The sequence below is a fragment of the Kitasatospora sp. MY 5-36 genome, assembly GCF_001182915.1.
Classification (GTDB): domain Bacteria; phylum Actinomycetota; class Actinomycetes; order Streptomycetales; family Streptomycetaceae; genus Kitasatospora.
In genome coordinates, this window is sequence record NZ_LFVW01000214.1 from 1 (window position 1) to 17399 (window position 17399).

Genomic DNA, 17399 nt, shown 5'->3' on the forward strand with positions numbered 1-17399 from the left:
CCGCGCTCGGCCTCGCCGCCGCCACCGGCGGCCGGGCGGACGCCGCCCCCTCCGACGGCCCCGCCGCCGCCCCCGGCGCCACACCCCCCGACCGCACCCTCACCCTCACCGGCCACCTGCCCACCGGCTCCCCCGACTTCGTCTACCTTCCGGTCGAGGTCCCCGAGGGCGTCCGCGAGATCGCCGTCTCCTACGGCTACGACAAGCCGCCCGTCCCGGCCGGCACCCCCGGCAACTCCTGCGACATCGGCATCTTCGACGAGCGCGGCACCGACCTCGGCGGCCCCGGCTTCCGCGGCTGGTCCGGCGGCTTCCGCACCGAGTTCAGCCTCTCCCGCGCCGCCGCGACCCCCGGCTACCTCCCCGGCCCGGTCAACCCCGGCACCTGGCACGTGGTCCTCGGCCCCTACCAGGTCGCCCCGCAGGGCCTGGAGTACCACGTCGAGGTCACCCTCCGCTTCGGCGCCCCCGGGCCGCGGTTCACCCCGCACTACCCGGCGGAGCGGGCCCGCGGCCGCGGCCGCGCCTGGTACCGGGGCGACTGCCACCTGCACACCGTCCACTCCGACGGGCGGCGCAAGCCCGAGGAGGTGGCCGCCGGGGCCCGCGCGGCCGGCCTGGACTTCATCGTCTCCACCGACCACAACACCAGCTCCTCGCACGCCGTCTGGGGCCCGCTGGCCGGCCCCGACCTGCTGATCCTGCCGGGCGAGGAGATCACCACCCGCAACGGCCACTGGCTGGCCCTCGGCCTGGAGCCCGGTCAGTTCGTCGACTGGCGCTACCGCTCCCGCGACGAGGAGTTCCCGCGCTTCGTCCGCCAGGTCCACCGGTCCGGCGGCCTGGTGGTGCCCGCGCACCCGTACTGCCCGTACGTCGCCTGCCAGTGGAAGTTCGGCTACGAGCAGGCCGACGGCGTCGAGGTGTGGAACGGCCCCTGGACGTACGACGACGAGTCGGCGGTGGACACCTGGGACGGCCGGCTCGCCGTCGCCCTGCGCGAGGGCCGCTCCTGGCTGCCCGCCCTGGGCAACAGCGACGCGCACAGCGAGCCGCAGGCCATCGGCTCCCCGCACAACGTCGTCCTGGCCGAGGACCTCACCCGGGACGCGATCCTCGACGGGCTGCGCGCCGGGCGCAGCTGGCTGGCCGAGTCCTCCGCCGTCACGCTGGACCTCACCGTCACCGGGCACGGCCGCCGGGCGGGCATCGGCGAGGAGCTGACCGTCCCGGCCGACGCCCCGCTGGACGTCCGGCTCACCGTCTCCGGCGTGCCCGGCGGGACGGTCCGCCTGCTCACCGACGAGGGCCAGATGCACCAGGAGCCGCTGCCCGCCGACGGCTCCGGCACCGTGATCTGGCGCACCACCGCCTCGCTCGCCGCGTACGTCCGGGCCGAGGTGCGCCACCCGAAGGCGGACGGCACCCCCGGCAGGGGCAACTCGATGGGCCCGGACCTGCCCTGGGGCCCGATGGCGGCGCTCACCAACCCGATCGTGCTGCGCACCGAAGCGGGCTGACCACCCCGGCCGGCCCCGCCGACCGACCACTCCGACCCGCCCAGGAAGCGGGCTGGGGACGACTCGGACCACCCGTTTGGACTAGGTTGATCCCCGAAACGCATCAGTCGTAGGGACGAGGCGGTCGGATGTCCGGATATGGGCCGACCAGCCCCTTCGCACTCCGACCGCCCCGCCCCGGCTACCCGACCGTCCCCGGCCCGCGAAGGGATCAGCAGCTGTGAACCGTACGACCGTAGGTGGGCCGGAGCTCGGGGGCGGCGGGGGCGCCGGGGGCGTCCTCGTCCTCGTCGACCCCGCCGGGGCCGGGAACAGCCCGGTCGCGGAGCTGCTCGCCCGGGAACTGAACCCGAGCGTCCACCTGCGGACGGACGACTTCCTGCGGGTCATACGCAGCGGCCAGCTCCCGCCCCACCTGCCCGAGGCCGGGCGCCAGAACGCCACCGCCCTCGCGGCCGCCGCCCAGGCCGCCTTCGCCTACGCCACCCGCGGCTACCAGGTCGTGGTGGAGGCCCCCGCCGCCCCGGCCGCCCTCGACACCTTCCGCCGCGAGAGCCGCGCCACCGGCGCCGCCCTCCACTACGTCGTCCTCCACCCCGGCCCGGCGCCCGAGGACACCGTCCACACCGCCCACACCCTCGACACCGCGGCGCTCACCCCCGAGGCCGCCACCGGCTCCGTCCTCACCGCCCTCACCCGGCGCACCCACCTGCTCGGCTGGTAGGCCCGGTAGCTCCCCTCGGCGCTCAGGCGCCCACCGTGCCGTCGATCGCCTCCCGCAGGAAGTCCGCGTGCCCGTTGTGCCGGGCGTACTCGTGGATCAGGTGGAGCATCACCAGCCGCAGCGACACCTCGGCGTCCCACCGGGCCTGGTAGCCGGTGACGTCGAGGGAGTCGGCGGCGAGCTCGATCCGGCGGGAGTGCTCGACCTCGGCCTGCCACGCGGTGAAGGCCTCGGCGCGGGTGGCGCCGGCGGGGTCGTAGGCGGCCTGGTAGTCGCCGTCCTCGGACCAGACCAGCGGCAGCTCCTCACCGTCGATCACCCGGCGGAACCAGACCCGCTCGACCTCCGCCATGTGCCGGACCAGCCCGAGCAGGCTGAGCGTGGACGGCGGGCTGGAGCGCAGCCGCAGCTGCTCGTCGGTCAGGCCCTCGCACTTCAGGGCCAGGGTCGCCCGGTGGAAGTCGAGGAAGCCGCGCAGCATCTCGCGCTCGCCCCCGGTCAGCGGCGGGGCGGGGCGGTCGTCGGGGACGGTCACGGTGGTCGGTCTCCTCGCGGTGGTCGGACTCCCGGCGGACTGTAGCGAACCGCCCGGCCGGTCCGAAACGCCTTTTCTCCCGGCCGCCCACCTGGCTGGCTGGCTTCCCGGCTTCGCCATCCGCTGTCACATCCGGGCGCCCTCCGGTGTCTTCATGTCCGGCAACCCGCCGAACCACCGAACCACCGAACCCGGAGGACACCATGGCACTGCGACTGCCGAAGGCCCAGCTGCCCGCCGAGCTGAGCGAGAACATGATCAGGACGTTCGGGACCGCCCTCGAACCCGTCGAGGCCGTCTGGCACAACCCCGCCGTCGCCACCGCGAACCTGGACTTCTCCCGCGGGATCGCCGAGTGGGACGCGCTCGACGAGGGCCTCAAGTCCTTCGCGCACATGGCGGTGGCCGCCCAGGTCGGCTGCGGCTGGTGCCTGGACGTCGGCTACTTCCAGGCCCGGAACCAGGGCCTGGACCCGGCCAAGGCGAGCCAGGTGCCGAACTGGCGGGCGGCGGAGGTGTTCACGGCGCTGGAACGCGAGGTGATGGCGTACGCCGAGGCCATGACGGTGACCCCGCCGGCCGTCACCGACGAGCAGTACGAGCACCTGCTGGACGAGCTCGGCCCGGCGGCCATGGTCGAACTCACCGCCTACGTCGCCTTCGTCAACATGGCCACCAGGAACAACACCGCCAACGGCGTCCGGTCGCAGGGCTTCTCCGACTCCTGCGGGATCCCGCTGGCCCGGCCCACCGTCACCGCCGACGACGCCGCTGGCACCGTCGACGCCGACACCGCCGCTGACGTGCCGGCCGGAGTGAAGCCGGCATGACCGAGGACCCCTTCGTCGCCCACCGCAGCCTGCTCTTCACCGTCGCCTACGAGCTGCTCGGCTCCGCCGCCGACGCCGAGGACGTCCTGCAGGAGTCCTGGCTGCGGTGGGCCGGGGTCGACCGCGCCCAGGTGCACGACCCGCGCTCGTACCTCATCCGGATCGTCACCCGCCAGGGCCTCAACCGGCTGCGGACGCTCACCCGTCGACGCGAGCAGTACGTCGGCGAGTGGCTGCCGGAGCCGCTGCTCACCAGCCCCGACGTCGCCGAGGACGTCGAACTCGCGGAGAGCGTCTCGTTCGCGATGCTGACCGTGCTGGAGACGCTCGGGCCGACCGAGCGGGCCGTGTTCGTGCTGCGCGAGGTCTTCGAGCTGCCCTACGAGGAGATCGCCGAGGCCCTCGGCAAGACCCCGCCCACCGTCCGGCAGATCGCCCGGCGCGCCCGCGCGCACGTGGCGGCCCGCCGGCCCCGGGTACGGGTCAGCCGCTCCGAGCAACAACGGGTGGTGGAACGGTTCCTGGAGACCCTGCGCACCGGGCGGCTGCAGGACCTGATGGAGGTGCTGGCACCGGACGTCGTCCTGATCGCCGACGGCGGCGGGATCGCGGCCGCCGTACCGGCCCCCGTGCACGGGGCCGAGGCCGTGGCCGCGCTGCTCGCGCGCACCGGGCGGCTGCCGGTCCCGTTCGACACCACCGCGGTGTGGCTCAACGGCGCCCCGGCCGGCCGGATCGACATCGGCGGCGAACCCTCGGTGGTGAGCCTCGCGGTGGAGAACGGCCGGGTCACCCGGGTCTACATCGTGCGCAACCCGCGGAAACTGACCCGCCTCGACACACCGGCCGACCTCACCCGGTAGCCTCTCCCCGTTCGCGTGGTGGTGCCCCGAGCCCGCTCGGAGCACCACCACGCTCCCCCACCGCTCCCTGGACGCTCCGCCATCACGTACCGTGTTCGGACCACCACAGGTTTGGGTACGTACCTCGGCGCGCCCGACGGCCGGGCGCCCACCGAGCAGGAGACCCAGCGGCCCATGGACCACAACCGCATCCCCCCGACCGTACGCCGGACGTACGGCGTCGACGACCTCAGCACCGCCCCGTCGTTCGCCGGAGGCTTCATCAACTTCGGCTACTGGCAAGGGATCGACCTCGCCGACCCGACCTCCGAGGACCGGGTGCGCAGCCAGGAACAGATGTACCGGCGGGTGCTGCGGGAGTTCCCGGAGCCGCGGGAGCGGCTGCGGCTGGCGGAGGTGGGCTGCGGCCGGGGGCTGGGTGCCGCCCTCGCCCTGCGGGAGTTCCGGTTCGCGGGCGTGACGGGCGTGGACATCCACCCCGACCAGATCGAGCGGGCCCGCGCCGTCAACGCGAGAGCCCTGGCAACGTACCCCGATCGGCTGGCGTACACCCTCGGCTCGGCGGACGAACTCCCCTTCTCCGACGGCTATCTGGACGGCGTCTTCTCCGTCGAGGCCGCCCAGCACTTCCGCGAACTGACCGGCTTCGCCCGCGAGTCCGCCCGCGTCCTGCGCCCCGGCGGCCGGCTCGTCGTCGCCACCTTCTTCACCGCCCCCGGCCCCGACGTCGCCGAACGCCTCAAGATCCTCCTCGCCAGCTTCGCCGACGGCCTCGACATCGCCCACCCCCTGGACGACTTCACCACCTCCCTCACCCGCACCGGCTTCACCGACATCACCACCGAATCCATCGGCGCCGACGTCTGGCCCGGCCTCGACCGCTACCTCACCGACGCCGTCCCCGCCGCCCACTGGACCCGCCACTTCCTCCCCGCCTGGCGCGACGGCCTCCTCGACTACCACGTCCTCACCGCCATCCGCATCTGACCGGCGGTGAGCGGCCCTGGGCCCGTGACGGGCCCAGGGCCGCTCACGACCCGGCAGGCGGCCGTCGGGCTGAAGACCCTCGGCATGTTGCAAGCCCTCCAGGACCGATCACGACCCGGACTGGCCTGGGGCACCCCGGGCACCACGGGGTTGCAAGCCCTCCAGGGCTGATCACGACGCTGGCGGCCTGGGAGGCCGACCTCGCCCGACTCGCGTTGCAAGCCCTCCAGGGCTGATCACGACGGCCGCGTGGTGCACGTCATGGAGTTGGTCCGTACGTTGCAAGCCCTCCAGGGCTGATCACGACGCTGGCTACTCGCCAAGGGCCTGCCCCAGCGCGCGTTGCAAGCCCTCCAGGGCTGATCACGACCCGGCTACCGCGCCCGCTACCAACTCCAGGTCCCCGTGTTGCAAGCCCTCCAGGGCTGATCACGACCCGGCCCAGCCCTCCGCCCCCGTCTACACCCCGGTCCGTTGCAAGCCCTCCAGGGCTGATCACGACACGTGGCCGACCTCCAGGTGGCCGTGCGCGGCATGTTGCAAGCCCTCCAGGGCTGATCACGACAATGGACGCGTCGGCCGGCCTCCGTAAGCTGACCGTCGTTGCAAGCCCTCCAGGGCTGATCACGACAGGTGACCGTGCCCGAGCCGCGCATCGAGGGCGTCGGTTGCAAGCCCTCCAGGGCTGATCACGACCCGAGGGTAAAGCCCAAGGTCAGCGCACCTACGGGCGTCGCCGTAGGCAGCGGAAGCGCGGCGACCGGCCGGTACTGCAGCGGCACTGGTCACAGGATCTCGCCCGGCCCGCCGAGGGTGGCGCCGAGTGTTGCTCTGTCGATCATGTCCGGGGAGCGGGCGGTGTAGGTGACGATGCTGTCGTAGCTGGGGTCGATCACGCTATTGAGGGTGTGGGTGAGGGCGCGGTACTGGGCGGCGGTGAGTTCGCCGTGGAAGACGCTGCGCTGGGTCCAGTGGAGGTACTTGCGGCAGGTTTTCAATACTTTCGGGTTGCGTTCGGCTGCGGTGTCGTAGACCAGGATGACGAACATCGGCGGCTACCACCAGGGCCGGAAGGGCTTGTACGGCGTGCCTTCCAGACACAGCCGGACGAGCTTGAGTGCTTCGAGGTGGATGAGCTCCTCGTAGCTGACCTTCCGCTTCAGCGTCCGGTGGTACACCGTCGTCGCGAGTTCCTCCCGAACCAGGGCGGCGATCTTCTTGCGGCCGTCCGCGCTGAGTGCGGCGCGGCCGACTTCCGTCTCGAAGTCGCTGGGTTTGAGGTGCTTCTGGCCGGCGGCCCGTCGCAGTAGCCGTTCGGCGAGCAGGGGTTTGAAGGGTTCGGCGAGGTCGAGGGCGAGGGTGTTGCGGCGGCGGTCGGTGTCGCTGTGCAGGAAGCCGATGGCGGGGTGGAGCGGGGTGCTGCGCAGGGCGGTGAGGACGCGGGCGTAGGTGAGGGCGTTGAGGTAGCTGATGAAGGCGTTGCCGGCGTTGGTGGGTGGTCGGCGGGTGCGTCCGTTGAGGCGGAGCCAGGCGGGGAGGCGGGTGTCGAGGACGGCCCAGGCGGTGCGGCGGAAGTTGCCTTCCTGGCCCATGAGTTCGTCGGTGTCGTGGCAGTCGGGCAGGGCGGTGCGCAGGGTTTCGAGTGCCGGGTCGAGGAGGTCGGTGTCGAGGGCCCAGCGGAGGTTCTCGGCGGTGGCGAGGAGGAGTCCGCGCGCGACCGGGAGGCGTTGCGCGGGGTCGCCGGTGATCTCGACCTGTCGGCGGAGGACGGTGGCGGAGGACATGGCCTCGGCGGGCGCGAAGTGTCCGGCGTAGTTGCCGTAGTGGTCGAGGATGTGGACGGTGACGCCGTGGCGGCTGAGGAGGGACATCACGGAGGTGTTGAGGTCGACGTGCTCGAAGGCGACGAGGTCGCGGATGTCCGTGATGGGGATGCGGACGGGGCTGCCGTCGGCACGCTCGATGCGGATGCTGTCGTCCTCGCGGCGGATGCGGCAGGGTCCGGTGAGCCAGTAGGTACGGCCGACGGCGGGCATCAGTCTCCCCAGCAGTAGTCGAGGTAGGAGCAGCCGCGGCAGGCGGCACGGGTCCGGCGGTCGGGGGGTTCGGCCGAGGCGATGACGGCGCGGGCCTCGTCCTCGGCGGTCTCGGCCGCTTCTCGCGCCTCTTCGTTCCAGGGGACATCGGTGGTGCGGCGGATGAGGGGGTAGTGGACGGTGCCGCCGCGCACGTTGACGCCTCGGCGCTCCAACAGCAGGCAGTAGTGCCGGACTTGGGCGTCGTGGGCGGGCGATGGGCTGCGGGAGGACTTGGTCTCGTGGATGACGGCCCCGGCGGTGACCCAGTCGATGCGGGCTTCGCCGAGGTCGACGTCCCGCCGTCGCGTGAACGTGGTCTCGCTCACGACCTCCCCGAAGGCGACGAGGTCGCTGCCGCCTTCGGGCCGGTAACCGCGCGTGTAGAGCCAGAGTTGGCGCGGGCAGTGGCGCAGGTACTTGATGTGGACGCCGCCGAGGCCCTGGTCGTCGCCGAGTGGACTCGCAGGGATGGGCTTCACAGGATCGTCTCCGTTTCGGCGGGCGGGCGGAGGCCCAGGACGGGGTCGTACTCGCCCTTGACGAGATGGACGCCTAGCGACCGGTCGAACGCGTGGCTGTAGGTCTTCAACTGCCCGTAGCCCAGCGGGATGAGCAGCCCGGCGGCGAGGAGCGGGTCCGCCTTCTTGCCGACCGCGAGTCGGCGGTACTCCTCGGTGTCCTCCTCCAGGAGCACCTCCACGGTGTCGAAGCGTTCGCCGAGGGACTTCGCGTACTCGGTGCGGTCGTGGAAGGGGTCGGCGAAGGTGAGGAACTCGGCGGTGAAATCGTCGCGGGCCTTCCGCGCCCGCCCTGCCCATTCGCGGCCCCAGTCGGTGTCGTAGGCGAGGGCGAGGAGGCGGTCGATGTCCTGTTCGCTGAGGTCGGTGGCGCCTTCCACCGCCAGGGTGGTGAGCGCCGACCAGGCGGCCTCCACCGCGCCCTGGTCGTACGGGCGGTGGCCGTCCGTCCGGTGGACACGGAACTCGACCGCCCCGTCCGGGTGGAGGCCCCGACGGTTGACGCGTCCGGCGCGCTGGGCGACGGCCTCGATAGGGGCGTTCTCCACCGCGCCCCGGTCGAAGTCGAGTTGCAGCGAGACCTCCACCGTCTGCGTGGCCACGACCAGACCGCCTCGACGCGGCGCGTCGTCGGACCGGCGCTCGCGGTGGCGTTTCAGGAGTCGGCGTTCGATCTCGTCGCGGTCCTTGTTCTTGAAGCGCGAGTGGAGGAGCAGCGCGGCGTCCGGGTCGTCGGGGTGCTGCTCGCGGGCGTGGTCGGCGAGGGCGGCGAAGAGGGCCTGCCCCGCGGCAACCCTGTTGACGACCGCCAGCACGCTGTGCCCCTCGTCGATCCACCCTTCCAGCCGCGCGATGCTCTCCGGGTCCGTCAGCGCGAGCTCGTCGACGACCAGTCGGTGCCGCACCGGCGCCGTCCCGGGCTCGGCCCGGTGGCAGGTGACGGGCTGGTGCAGGCTCTCGTCGACGATGGTCAGCAGCGGCGGGGCGAGAGTCGCGGACAACACGGCGATCCTGCTGCCGAGTTGTTCCCACAGCCGCATCGCGGCGCAGAGCCGGCCGAAGGTCTCGGGGTCGTAGGCGTGGAGTTCGTCCAGGACGAACAGGGAGTTGGCCTGTTCGAGGAGGACGGAGGAATGGGTGGGCCCGGCGATGGCGGAGGCGAGGAGTTGGTGGGGCGTGGCGACGCGCAGGCGTTGGGTGAACAGGCGCATGGCGTTGGCACGGGCGCGGGCTTTGCGGGCGTCGTCCTTGGTGGGGCCGCTACAGCAGTCGTCCTCCGACGCCTCCGTGAGGAGGGTACGGGCGAGGGCGCCGTGGAGGAGGCCGATGTCGGGCTGCTTCTCCCCCGCGGCCGGGTGGAGGGTGTGCTGGAAGCGCCGTCGGGCGGCGTTGAGGGAGGCGCGGTAGGGCAGGGTCCACACGACCCTGGGCATGCCCGCCATCGTCGCCAACTGCCGGGCTGCCCAGGCGAGTCCGGCCTCCGTCTTGCCGCTGCCCGTGGGGGCGATGAGGACGAGGTGGCCCACGGTCGTACCGGCGTCGTGCTGGTGCCGGTGCGGCGGGTACGGGAGCCGCGCGAGGTAGTCGGTGGGCAGCGGCATGTGGGTCTGGAGGTCCACGTGGGCGGAGCCTGCGTGGTCGGCCAGGGTGAGGGCGCCCTGGGCCAGGACGGCGAGCAGGCCCTGGTGGGCCTTCACCGGGAGCCTCCAGGCGGTGAGGACGTCCTGGAGGAGCAGGCGGGCCCGGTCGGCGAGCACCGGGTCGTTCGGCCCCGGTGGTGCGGGTTCGGTGCCGAGGGAGCCGGCCAGCCAGGCCAGGAGTTCCTGGTGCAGGCCGCGCGGGACCTGCGGCCGTCGGCCGTCCGGGCCGGGCACGTGGCCGAAGGCCTCGTCCCAGCGGGTCCGTTCGTTGTAGAGGCGGGACAGGGCGGGCTTGCCGCCGCCGAGGGAGGACGCCGCGTGGAGCGGCCGGTGGTGGCCGGCGACGAGCGTGGCGATCAGCAGGCGCTCCTCGCTGCCCCACCCCGCTACCGGGGCCAGCAGGTCGACGTAGGCGAGGGAGAGGACCTCGTGGCGCTCGCCCCAGGGTTTGCCGCCGGGTTCGACCTGCCGTTGGAACAGTTCGGCGATCTTGCCCGCGTCGTGCAGCAGCGCCGCGACGCGTACGAGGCTCCAGAACTGCGGTTCGGTGGCGATGATGCCGGCGGCCCCGATGCGCGCCTCCAGCTGGGCGACCGCGTCGTGGACGGTGCGCAGGTGGGTGGTGAGGCGTTCGGGGTATTCCCGGGGCAGCGACTTGGCCCGCAGGTCGGTGAGGGCGCGCCTTCGTGGTGGGGCCAGGGGTGGGGTCAGGGGTGGGGTCAGGGGGTCAGCAGCCATACGGCTTGGGTGTCCTCGTTACTGGTGGGTGCTTCTCGGTAGGCGCCGCGGACCGGTGCCGCCCCGGCGGGTTCGTCGCACCACAGGTACGGCGACCAGCGGGTGGTGAGGCGGTCGGCGGAGACGGTGTCGGCGAGGCGGTGCTCGTGGGCGGAGGGCACGTCGTGGCCGTCGGCGGGGGCGAGGGCGTGGCCGACGACCGCCCGCTCGGCGGGTTCGAGGACGACGTGGGCCAGTCCGGTGAGGTGGACGAGGTCCTGGGAGCGGCCCAGGCGCAGGGCGTGACGAGGCCGACGCAGCGCCCGGGCGAACCGGTCGCCGTCCGCTCCCGGTCCGGGCAGCCACAGGGTCAGGTGGACGTCGGCGAGGAAGGGCCGGTCCTTGGCCGTCGTACCGCCCTTTCCGGCCCGGATGCGGCCGCCGGCGGACGGGTTGCTGCCGTCGGCGGCGATCGGATGGTAGGTCTCGGTGTCGGTACCGTGGCCTTCCGACCAGGCCGCCATGCCGAGGACGAAGGGTTCGGCGTACGCGCCGGTGGCGGCCGCCAGCAGCCCGCGGACGGTGGACGGCGGCGGCACCGGGAGAACGCGGGTGACACCGGGGAACAGCGGGTCCCGGAAGGAGGCCACGGGCGCGTGGAACGTCGCACGCAGGGCCCGTACCGGCCCGCCCGGTGGCGCCGGGGTCATCGCGGCTCCGGGTCGTCGAACCAGCCGTCCAGCTCGCCCGCGCGCAGTTCCTCCGCCAGCTTGAGCAGAACAGTCCGGGGGTGGTCGACGACGATGGTGCCCTCGGCCAGCTGCCGCTCGCACTGCTTCTCGAAGTCCTCGCGCGCCTGGTCGCGGAAGCCGGGCCGCCAACCGATCCGTACCGGCCCCTCCCACTCCCCCGCCCACGCTTCGAGCTCCTGGACCAGGACGTCCCCGCGCACCCGCACCCCCGTGTCGGGGTCGCTGTCGATCACGTGGCCCAGCGGGTTGATGCCGCCCTTGAAGGGGACCAGGACGATCAGCGCGGGCACCCGGTCGCCGTAGTGCAGGGCCTGCTTCGCCCCGCCGCTCAGGTGCGCGATCGCCTCGGGCAGCAGCGCGGCCCGGCGGCGCCGCTCCTCCAGCGGCAGCCGGACAGCCGGCTGGTCGCGGAACGGGCCGGTGGTGGCGCCGAGCGCGGCGGCCTCCGCCACCTGGAGCGCCTGCCCCTGGGTGAGGTAGTTGGGCCGGCCCACCCCGTCCGCCCCGGGCAGCGTGAACGTGCCGATCCTCGGAAGGTCGAGCAGGAAGGGCGCGGCGAGGTCGGCGGTGTAGAACTCGTGGCCGTGCAGGACGGGTTCGTTCACCCTCCGGGACATGACGCCGAAGTCCTCGGTCGGGTAGGCGGGTTCGACGGACATCAGGGTGCCGAGCATGAACGGGCTGTCGCGCAGGGTGGTCGCCGCGTCGTCCTTCCTCGCACCCGCCCGCATGTAGCCGAACAGGTCGTCGTCCGGGTAACGAACGGGATCCGCCTGGGTGTTGGCCTTCTGCGCCTTACCCTGCGCCTTGCCGACCCGGGTGACGGGGGACGGTACCGAGCCGCGCTCGACCATGGTCTCCCGGATCCAGCGGCGCGCCGCCTGCGCGGACACGTACGGGTACTTGCGGCCCCTGATCCGCGCGAACTTGACGCGGGACACGGTCTCCTCGCTCCGCCCGTTGTTGGGTGCCCCGGCCTTCACGGCGAGCACCATCATCCCTGCCAGGTAAGCCATTTACGCCTGCTCCATCTCGTATGCGTCGTACTCGTCCTCGGCGTCCACGCCGAACGCCGGTTGCTCCGCCAGCTCCTCGATCTCGCGTTCCTGCTGCGGGTCGGGCTCCTTGCCGCTGATCGCGACCCCTCGGCGCTGGAGCATCACCGACACCAGCGCGAACAGGAGCATCCGCTGCTCCCAGGCGCGCGGCTGGCGCCCGATCAGCGGCTTCCACAGCTCGGGGCCCGCCAACGGCGTCTTGTTCCCGACCAGTTGCAGACGCATGTAGGCCTTCACCATGAGCGCGCCGAGCTGGTAGTCGTTGAGCGCGGCCCTGCGGTACTCGGCCAGGCGCCCGCGCGAGCCGTCCTGGGCGATCCAGTCGGCGATCAGCGTCGCCACCGGTTCAAGATCCGTTTCCATTCCGAAGACCTCCTCGGCGTAGGTGAAGGCAAGCCGGACCAGGGCCTCGCGGTCGTCGACGCTCCACGCGCCGTCGGGATCCGCGAGGAGGCGGTGCACCTGCCCGAGCAGCGGGCGACTCCGTCCGTCCTCCGCCTCGAACAGCAGCCGCGCCGCCTCGCTCGCGCCGCTCCTCCCGGCGTCCGGCCGAGCCAGGGCACGACGCAGCAGGTGCCAGCCACGGCGCAGCGGTGCGTTGCCGTCGACGGTGGCGAGGAAGGCCGGGACGGCGCGCCGGGTGCGGGTGACGCGCAGCCAGGGCTCCTGGTTGTCGTTCTTGAAGCTCCACAAGGTGGTCGCGCACAGGCCGTCGGTGGCGTCCCGCAGCCCGGTGAGGACGACCAGCTCGGGCCTGGCCCCGGCGGGCATCCCGGCGAAACCGGCCTGCATGACGCGACGGGCACGCCGTACGTTACGGCGGGCGAACTCCCGCTCGGCGCCCGGTTCCTGGCAGGACAGGACGGTGGCCGAGCCGGCCGTCACCCAGGCACCATAGGGCAGCGCCCACATCGCGATCCGGCACCCCCGGCAGACCGGCCAGCCGGGGACGCCGGGCGGCAGGGTGTTCAGGGCCTTGCTGGTGTCGAACAGGGGGAGGTTCGACTTCGCCCAGACCACCACCGTACCGGCGCCGCAGAACGTGCACGGCCGCACCGGCCCGGCCTGCGGGGCGTCCGGGGCGAAGAGCCTTTCGATGTCCGGCCTCAGCACGTTCGGGTCGGAGGGCCGCTTGCTGTGCGTGGCCTTCGAGTTCGGGTACAGCGCGAACAGGACCTTCCACCAGTCGTAGCGGCCGCCGCTGTCCTTGGGTGCCGTCGCGGCCGCCAGCACGTCCGCCACCAGGGTGGACGCCATGGCGTCGAGGTCTGCGGCGCTCACCCGGCCCGGGCCGTCGCGCTCGGCGATGACGGCCACGGCCCAGGCACCCGCCCGCTGCAAGGGATGACCGGACGCGACGAGGGCCGTCACCGTACCCACCCGAAGCCCTGGATCGTGTCCAAGCCCAGCCCCCAGGAACGGATCGCGTTCACGAACCGGCCGTCAGCCTCCATCGCCACCCGCACCCGCGCCCCGACCCTCGGCGCCCCACGCACCGTGAACCGCCGCCGGGGGCCCGCCTCCAGCACCCGCAGACCGTGCGGGGCCGGCAGGCCCAACACGTCCGCCTTGTGCGCCAGGTTGTGCTGGAGGCGGTCCAGGTAGTGCTCGTCGCCCGGGAGCAGGTTCCAGCTCTCGTGCTTGAGCACGACCGGCGTCATCGTCTCCAGTTCCACCGACCCCTCCCCCGGCGGCAGCAGCGCATCCATGTCCACCGCGACTCCGCGCACCCGCAACCGCGTTGCGCCCCACACCAGTTCATCGGCCCCGGCCAGCGCGCGCACCAGCACGGACGCGATCTCCGGCACCGGCGACCCGAACCACACCGAACCGTCCCGCGACGTCGAGTACACGCCCCTCTTCCGCGGCGCCCCCAGAAACAGCGGCCCGGCCACCCCCACCGGCTTCAGCGGCTTCCCCCGCCACCCGCCGTCGTGCAGGGCCTGCGCCAGGGCCTCGTCCTGCCCACTGAGCAACCCGTACACCACACCCCGCGCCGCCCCGTGCACGTCCTCCCACCGCACACTCGACGCATCCGGCGTCACATCGACCCTCACCCGCACCAGACTCTCCCGACCCGCGTGCCGCAACCCGAACACGCCGCAAGCTAGTCGGGCGTGAACGATCGACACCGCATTCCTCACGATTTGGAGCAATAGCCAGCCATATGTGCTAGAGGCCCCGGCGTCACCGCCACCAGCCCCGCGACGGGAACAGCGTCCACCCGCAGAGGCAGCAGACCCAAAACGCCCTGACCTGCCACGATGCACTACCGCCGAGTCGCCGCAACAACATCGCCGAACGCAATCCGCACGCGCCGCTGGACCTGGTGCTTTACCCTCGGGTCGCAACCAGCCCTGGAGGGCTTGCAACGCCTGTACCTCACCTACACGCAGACCGCGACCACCGGTCGCAACCAGCCCTGGAGGGCTTGCAACGGGCCTCCTGGCAGGGAGAAGGGGGAGTCCGGGGAGTCGTAACCAGCCCTGGAGGGCTTGCAACCGGAAGCACCTGCCCCGGGCGGAGCAGCACGTGACCGCGTCGTAACCAGCCCTGGAGGGCTTGCAACGCGGCCTGCACGTGGGCGTGCTGACGGCGGGAGGGCGTCGTAACCAGCCCTGGAGGGCTTGCAACGTCGACCCGTCCTCGCTGCGGGGCACCGTCTCCTAGTCGTAACCAGCCCCGGAGGGCTTGCAACCAGCAGCGTCAGGCGAGCACGACGACGATCAGGAGGTCGTAACCAGCCCTGGAGGGCTCGCATTGTCATGTTGTACTCGCCGGGCTCCGCCTCCAGAGCCGGCGGTGATCAGCCCTGGATAGTTCACAACCCGATGACCACAAGGCCGAAGTGGGCCATCGGGGTTGTAGAGATAGGTCCTGGAGGGTTCGCAACGGGGCGAGCGGGCTCACGGGGCTCTCCCCACCGGGGCGGCGATCAGCCTCGCAGGACACGACGTTGGTGGGCTCCAACAAAGGCCGCTAGCCTTGGCGGGCCGACACTCGTACGGTGCCGTCGTGGCGCTGGTCAGGTTCGTTCTCATCAGCCCTGGAGGGCTTGCAATGAGCGCGCCATAGAGTTGGTCGAGAGGCTGGCGGCGGTGAAGCCCTCGGGCGGACACCGCCGCTGGCCAACACGCTCATCCGAACCAGTCCCGACAGCTCCGCGACCAACGCTCAGGGTCGACGTAATCACCCATGAGCGGTGCCAGTCCACTCCGGGTGCCGCTGCTCCCGACCTTGCTTGCAGGTTGATTTCCTCGGAGCGGGTTATCTAGTTCGTCGATGAGCTCACCGGCATCGCGAGGGCTCATCTATCAAGAGAGGCGTCCCACGATCGGGTGATATCAGCCCCGGGCCGGACTGCTCCCAAACCACACTCATCATCCGACATTTAGCCTCTCACCTGCGGCTTTATCAACTGTCGGATGCAGCAGCCAAGCCCAGCGGCCAGCAAGCCTTGGGCCGATCCATGAAGGACCAACCAATACTGGTGCTGCCTTGAGCGCATAGACCCCAGCACTACGCGCGGCTTGTCGCCAAGGCCTCTGTTCCGTGGGGGGATGACCAGGTGAACGTCTCGGAATCCGTTCTCGTACTCCTCGACGCGCTGCTGGCGGCCGTCGTGCCGGGCGCTGCGGTTGCCCGCGTAGCGCCATCCGCAGCGATGCGTCCGGGTTGGCACCGCGAGCGGCGCGTTCAGGGACCGCAACCCCTCACCCCGCTGTGCGCCCGCCGGCGGCGGCTGGAAGCCCGAATAGATCCTCCGCCAGCTGCCGCGTGCGTCCTGAGGTCGGGGACCGAGGGTGCGCCGGAGCCGCTGGCCATCGCCTGTGGAGTCGCCCGGCTCCGGGTGCCTCTGGTTCCCCGGGCTCCCGGGAGGGCCGACGCGGCCGGTCGTTCCGGGGTGGGCGCCCACAGGCTGGGTGTCGGCTCGGCCGCGTGATCTACACCCCTCCAGCTTGTCGAATCACTGGAGGATAGAAGTGCAGTTCATCGAGTTGCTGTGGCAGGACGAAGCTACGGTCAAGGTCGCGGGAGTAGTCCTGAGCATCGTGTTGGAGTGGTCCCTTCAATTCATCAAGGGCCGCGCCAGGCGGCGGGCGGATCTGCCGCCCGGTACAACGGTGGAGCCGTCCGTACGGCGTCCGCGCCGTACCCGGCGATCGTCGCGTCGGGTGGCCGAGTTGAAGCGGTCGAGGGCTCGGTTCGCCCGTGCCCCGAAGCCGCGTCCGAAGGGGGGTGGCCGGAACAGTGCCCGGCCGCGCCGGCCCGGGCAGCGCCGCCGTCCCGGCAGGCGTGCCTCTTGACGGCGGGCACGATCGGCCGGTGCGCCCGGAACTGGATGCCGGGCGTTCGTAGAGCCGGTTGCAACGCCGTAGCGGGCTGCCAGGGTACAGAGTGGCCTCCAGCCCGCCCACCGACGGGTTACACGGGAGTGTGCGCCGGCGGCTCCAGCCGACCCGGAGCACACGACTTCCGTGCCGGGGCGGCATGCTCCACGTCCCCCTGGGAAACCCCGGGCGTGCGGCCTCGTTCGCACGCCCGCGCTCTGCCTCCTCTAATGCACCGCCAGGGGCGATCGGCGGGTACCGGCCCCGGAGGTCCGGGCGCAAGGGGAGCATGAGACTCCGTAGATCGTGCGGGCCTGTCCGTGGGTCCGCTTCGTCGTCGTCCGTCGTGCCTCCGGTACGGCGCTCCCGTGCGCACCGTGCGCGCCGGGTGCTTCCGCTCGGGCAGCCGGGCGTGCTGCTCGGGGTGCCCATGGCGTTGTGCTGCCAGCTCGCGGCGGCGGCTCCCGCCCACCCCGCGTCCCGAGGACGGCGGGCTCCCCGCCCTGGCCGACCAGCCCCACGGCCAGCAGGCGTACGGCAAGGCCGACATCTACCTCTTCAAGGTGACCGAGGGCGTCACCTCGCTGAACCTGTACGCGCTCGGCCCGGGGGGCGGGGGCGCGCCCGGTGGCGGAGGCGTGGTGGGGCGGAGGAGGAGGCGGTAACTGGACCTTCCTCGGTAGCGCCACGGGCGGCGGCGGCGCCGGAGGGGCCGGCGGCGGGGGCGGCGGAGCGGCCCTGGCCTGCACCGCCGTGCCGGTGACCCCGGGCATGCGCCTCGTGGTCATCGTCGGCCGGGGCGGCGTCCCCGAAGGTCGGAGTGGCGGTGGCGGTGCAGGTGGTGGG

15 protein-coding genes and 2 CRISPR repeat arrays are annotated in these 17399 nt (G+C 72.3%); of the genes, 6 read left to right on the forward strand and 9 right to left on the reverse strand.

What is annotated here, in order from left to right; translation table 11 throughout:
- Together AE652_RS15810 and AE652_RS15815 are read left to right on the forward strand one after the other, a co-directional pair.
- On the forward strand, window positions 1-1520 hold a 1520-nt coding region (locus AE652_RS15810; protein ID WP_049652014.1), incomplete at its 5' end, for a CehA/McbA family metallohydrolase.
- 220 nt (window positions 1521-1740) lie between these two features.
- The gene (locus AE652_RS15815) at window positions 1741-2244 is read left to right on the forward strand and encodes a hypothetical protein (protein WP_049652015.1); all 504 of its coding nucleotides are present in this window, start codon (window positions 1741-1743) and stop codon (window positions 2242-2244) included.
- 22 nt (window positions 2245-2266) lie between these two features.
- Here AE652_RS15815 and AE652_RS15820 read toward each other — a convergent pair whose 3' ends face one another.
- Complete coding sequence (locus tag AE652_RS15820) at window positions 2267-2725, reverse strand: DinB family protein (RefSeq protein ID WP_049652026.1); 459 nt, start codon at window positions 2723-2725, stop codon at window positions 2267-2269.
- A 257-nt stretch (window positions 2726-2982) separates the two neighbouring features.
- Between AE652_RS15820 and AE652_RS15825 the strand changes: the two genes are divergently transcribed.
- The 3 genes from AE652_RS15825 to AE652_RS15835 all read left to right on the forward strand — a co-directional run bounded on the left by AE652_RS15825 (window position 2983) and on the right by AE652_RS15835 (window position 5459).
- Window positions 2983-3609 (forward strand): carboxymuconolactone decarboxylase family protein, encoded by a 627-nt coding sequence (locus AE652_RS15825; protein WP_049652016.1) that lies wholly within the window; start codon window positions 2983-2985, stop codon window positions 3607-3609.
- Window positions 3606-4472, forward strand: a complete 867-nt coding sequence (locus AE652_RS15830) for an RNA polymerase sigma-70 factor (RefSeq protein WP_049652017.1) — start codon at window positions 3606-3608, stop codon at window positions 4470-4472. The genes AE652_RS15825 and AE652_RS15830 overlap by 4 nt, the downstream gene beginning before the upstream one ends.
- Before the next feature lie 111 nt (window positions 4473-4583).
- On the forward strand, window positions 4584-5459 hold the full coding sequence (locus tag AE652_RS15835) for a class I SAM-dependent methyltransferase (protein WP_234348398.1): 876 nt from the start codon (window positions 4584-4586) through the stop codon (window positions 5457-5459).
- 86 nt (window positions 5460-5545) lie between these two features.
- A CRISPR array of direct repeats spans window positions 5546-6155; the repeat unit is 29 nt; unit sequence GTTGCAAGCCCTCCAGGGCTGATCACGAC.
- Window positions 6156-6244: 89 nt separating this feature from the next.
- Here the strand turns inward: AE652_RS15835 and cas2 are convergent.
- Genes cas2 through cas6 form a run of 8 tightly spaced genes read right to left on the reverse strand, consistent with a single transcriptional unit; the run spans window position 6245 to window position 14354 of the window.
- Entirely contained in the window at window positions 6245-6508 is a 264-nt protein-coding gene (gene cas2 / locus AE652_RS15840; RefSeq protein WP_049652019.1) for a CRISPR-associated endonuclease Cas2, read from the reverse strand.
- A gap of 6 nt (window positions 6509-6514) precedes the next feature.
- Window positions 6515-7495, reverse strand: a complete 981-nt coding sequence (cas1b, locus tag AE652_RS15845; protein ID WP_049652020.1) for a type I-B CRISPR-associated endonuclease Cas1b — start codon at window positions 7493-7495, stop codon at window positions 6515-6517.
- Window positions 7495-8016: a CRISPR-associated protein Cas4 gene (locus AE652_RS15850; protein ID WP_049652021.1), complete on the reverse strand. Its 522-nt coding sequence runs from the start codon at window positions 8014-8016 to the stop codon at window positions 7495-7497. Before AE652_RS15850 ends, cas1b begins: the two co-directional genes overlap by 1 nt.
- Window positions 8013-10433 (reverse strand): CRISPR-associated helicase/endonuclease Cas3, encoded by a 2421-nt coding sequence (locus AE652_RS15855; protein WP_082345751.1) that lies wholly within the window; start codon window positions 10431-10433, stop codon window positions 8013-8015. Before AE652_RS15855 ends, AE652_RS15850 begins: the two co-directional genes overlap by 4 nt.
- Entirely contained in the window at window positions 10415-11122 is a 708-nt protein-coding gene (cas5, locus tag AE652_RS15860) for a CRISPR-associated protein Cas5 (protein WP_049652022.1), read from the reverse strand. Before cas5 ends, AE652_RS15855 begins: the two co-directional genes overlap by 19 nt.
- The gene (gene cas7i / locus AE652_RS15865) at window positions 11119-12180 is read right to left on the reverse strand and encodes a type I-B CRISPR-associated protein Cas7/Cst2/DevR (protein WP_049652023.1); all 1062 of its coding nucleotides are present in this window, start codon (window positions 12178-12180) and stop codon (window positions 11119-11121) included. Before cas7i ends, cas5 begins: the two co-directional genes overlap by 4 nt.
- Window positions 12181-13563 carry a hypothetical protein gene (locus AE652_RS15870; protein ID WP_234348399.1) on the reverse strand — a complete coding sequence of 461 codons (1383 nt, stop codon included), beginning with the start codon at window positions 13561-13563 and terminating at the stop codon, window positions 12181-12183.
- A gap of 26 nt (window positions 13564-13589) precedes the next feature.
- Window positions 13590-14354 (reverse strand): CRISPR-associated endoribonuclease Cas6, encoded by a 765-nt coding sequence (cas6, locus tag AE652_RS15875; RefSeq protein WP_234348400.1) that lies wholly within the window; start codon window positions 14352-14354, stop codon window positions 13590-13592.
- A 212-nt stretch (window positions 14355-14566) separates the two neighbouring features.
- A CRISPR array of direct repeats spans window positions 14567-14984; the repeat unit is 24 nt; unit sequence AACCAGCCCTGGAGGGCTTGCAAC.
- Between the two features lie 1937 nt (window positions 14985-16921).
- Between cas6 and AE652_RS47375 the strand changes: the two genes are divergently transcribed.
- Complete coding sequence (locus tag AE652_RS47375; protein ID WP_049652025.1) at window positions 16922-17218, forward strand: hypothetical protein; 297 nt, start codon at window positions 16922-16924, stop codon at window positions 17216-17218.
- Window positions 17219-17399: the final 181 nt, after the last annotated feature.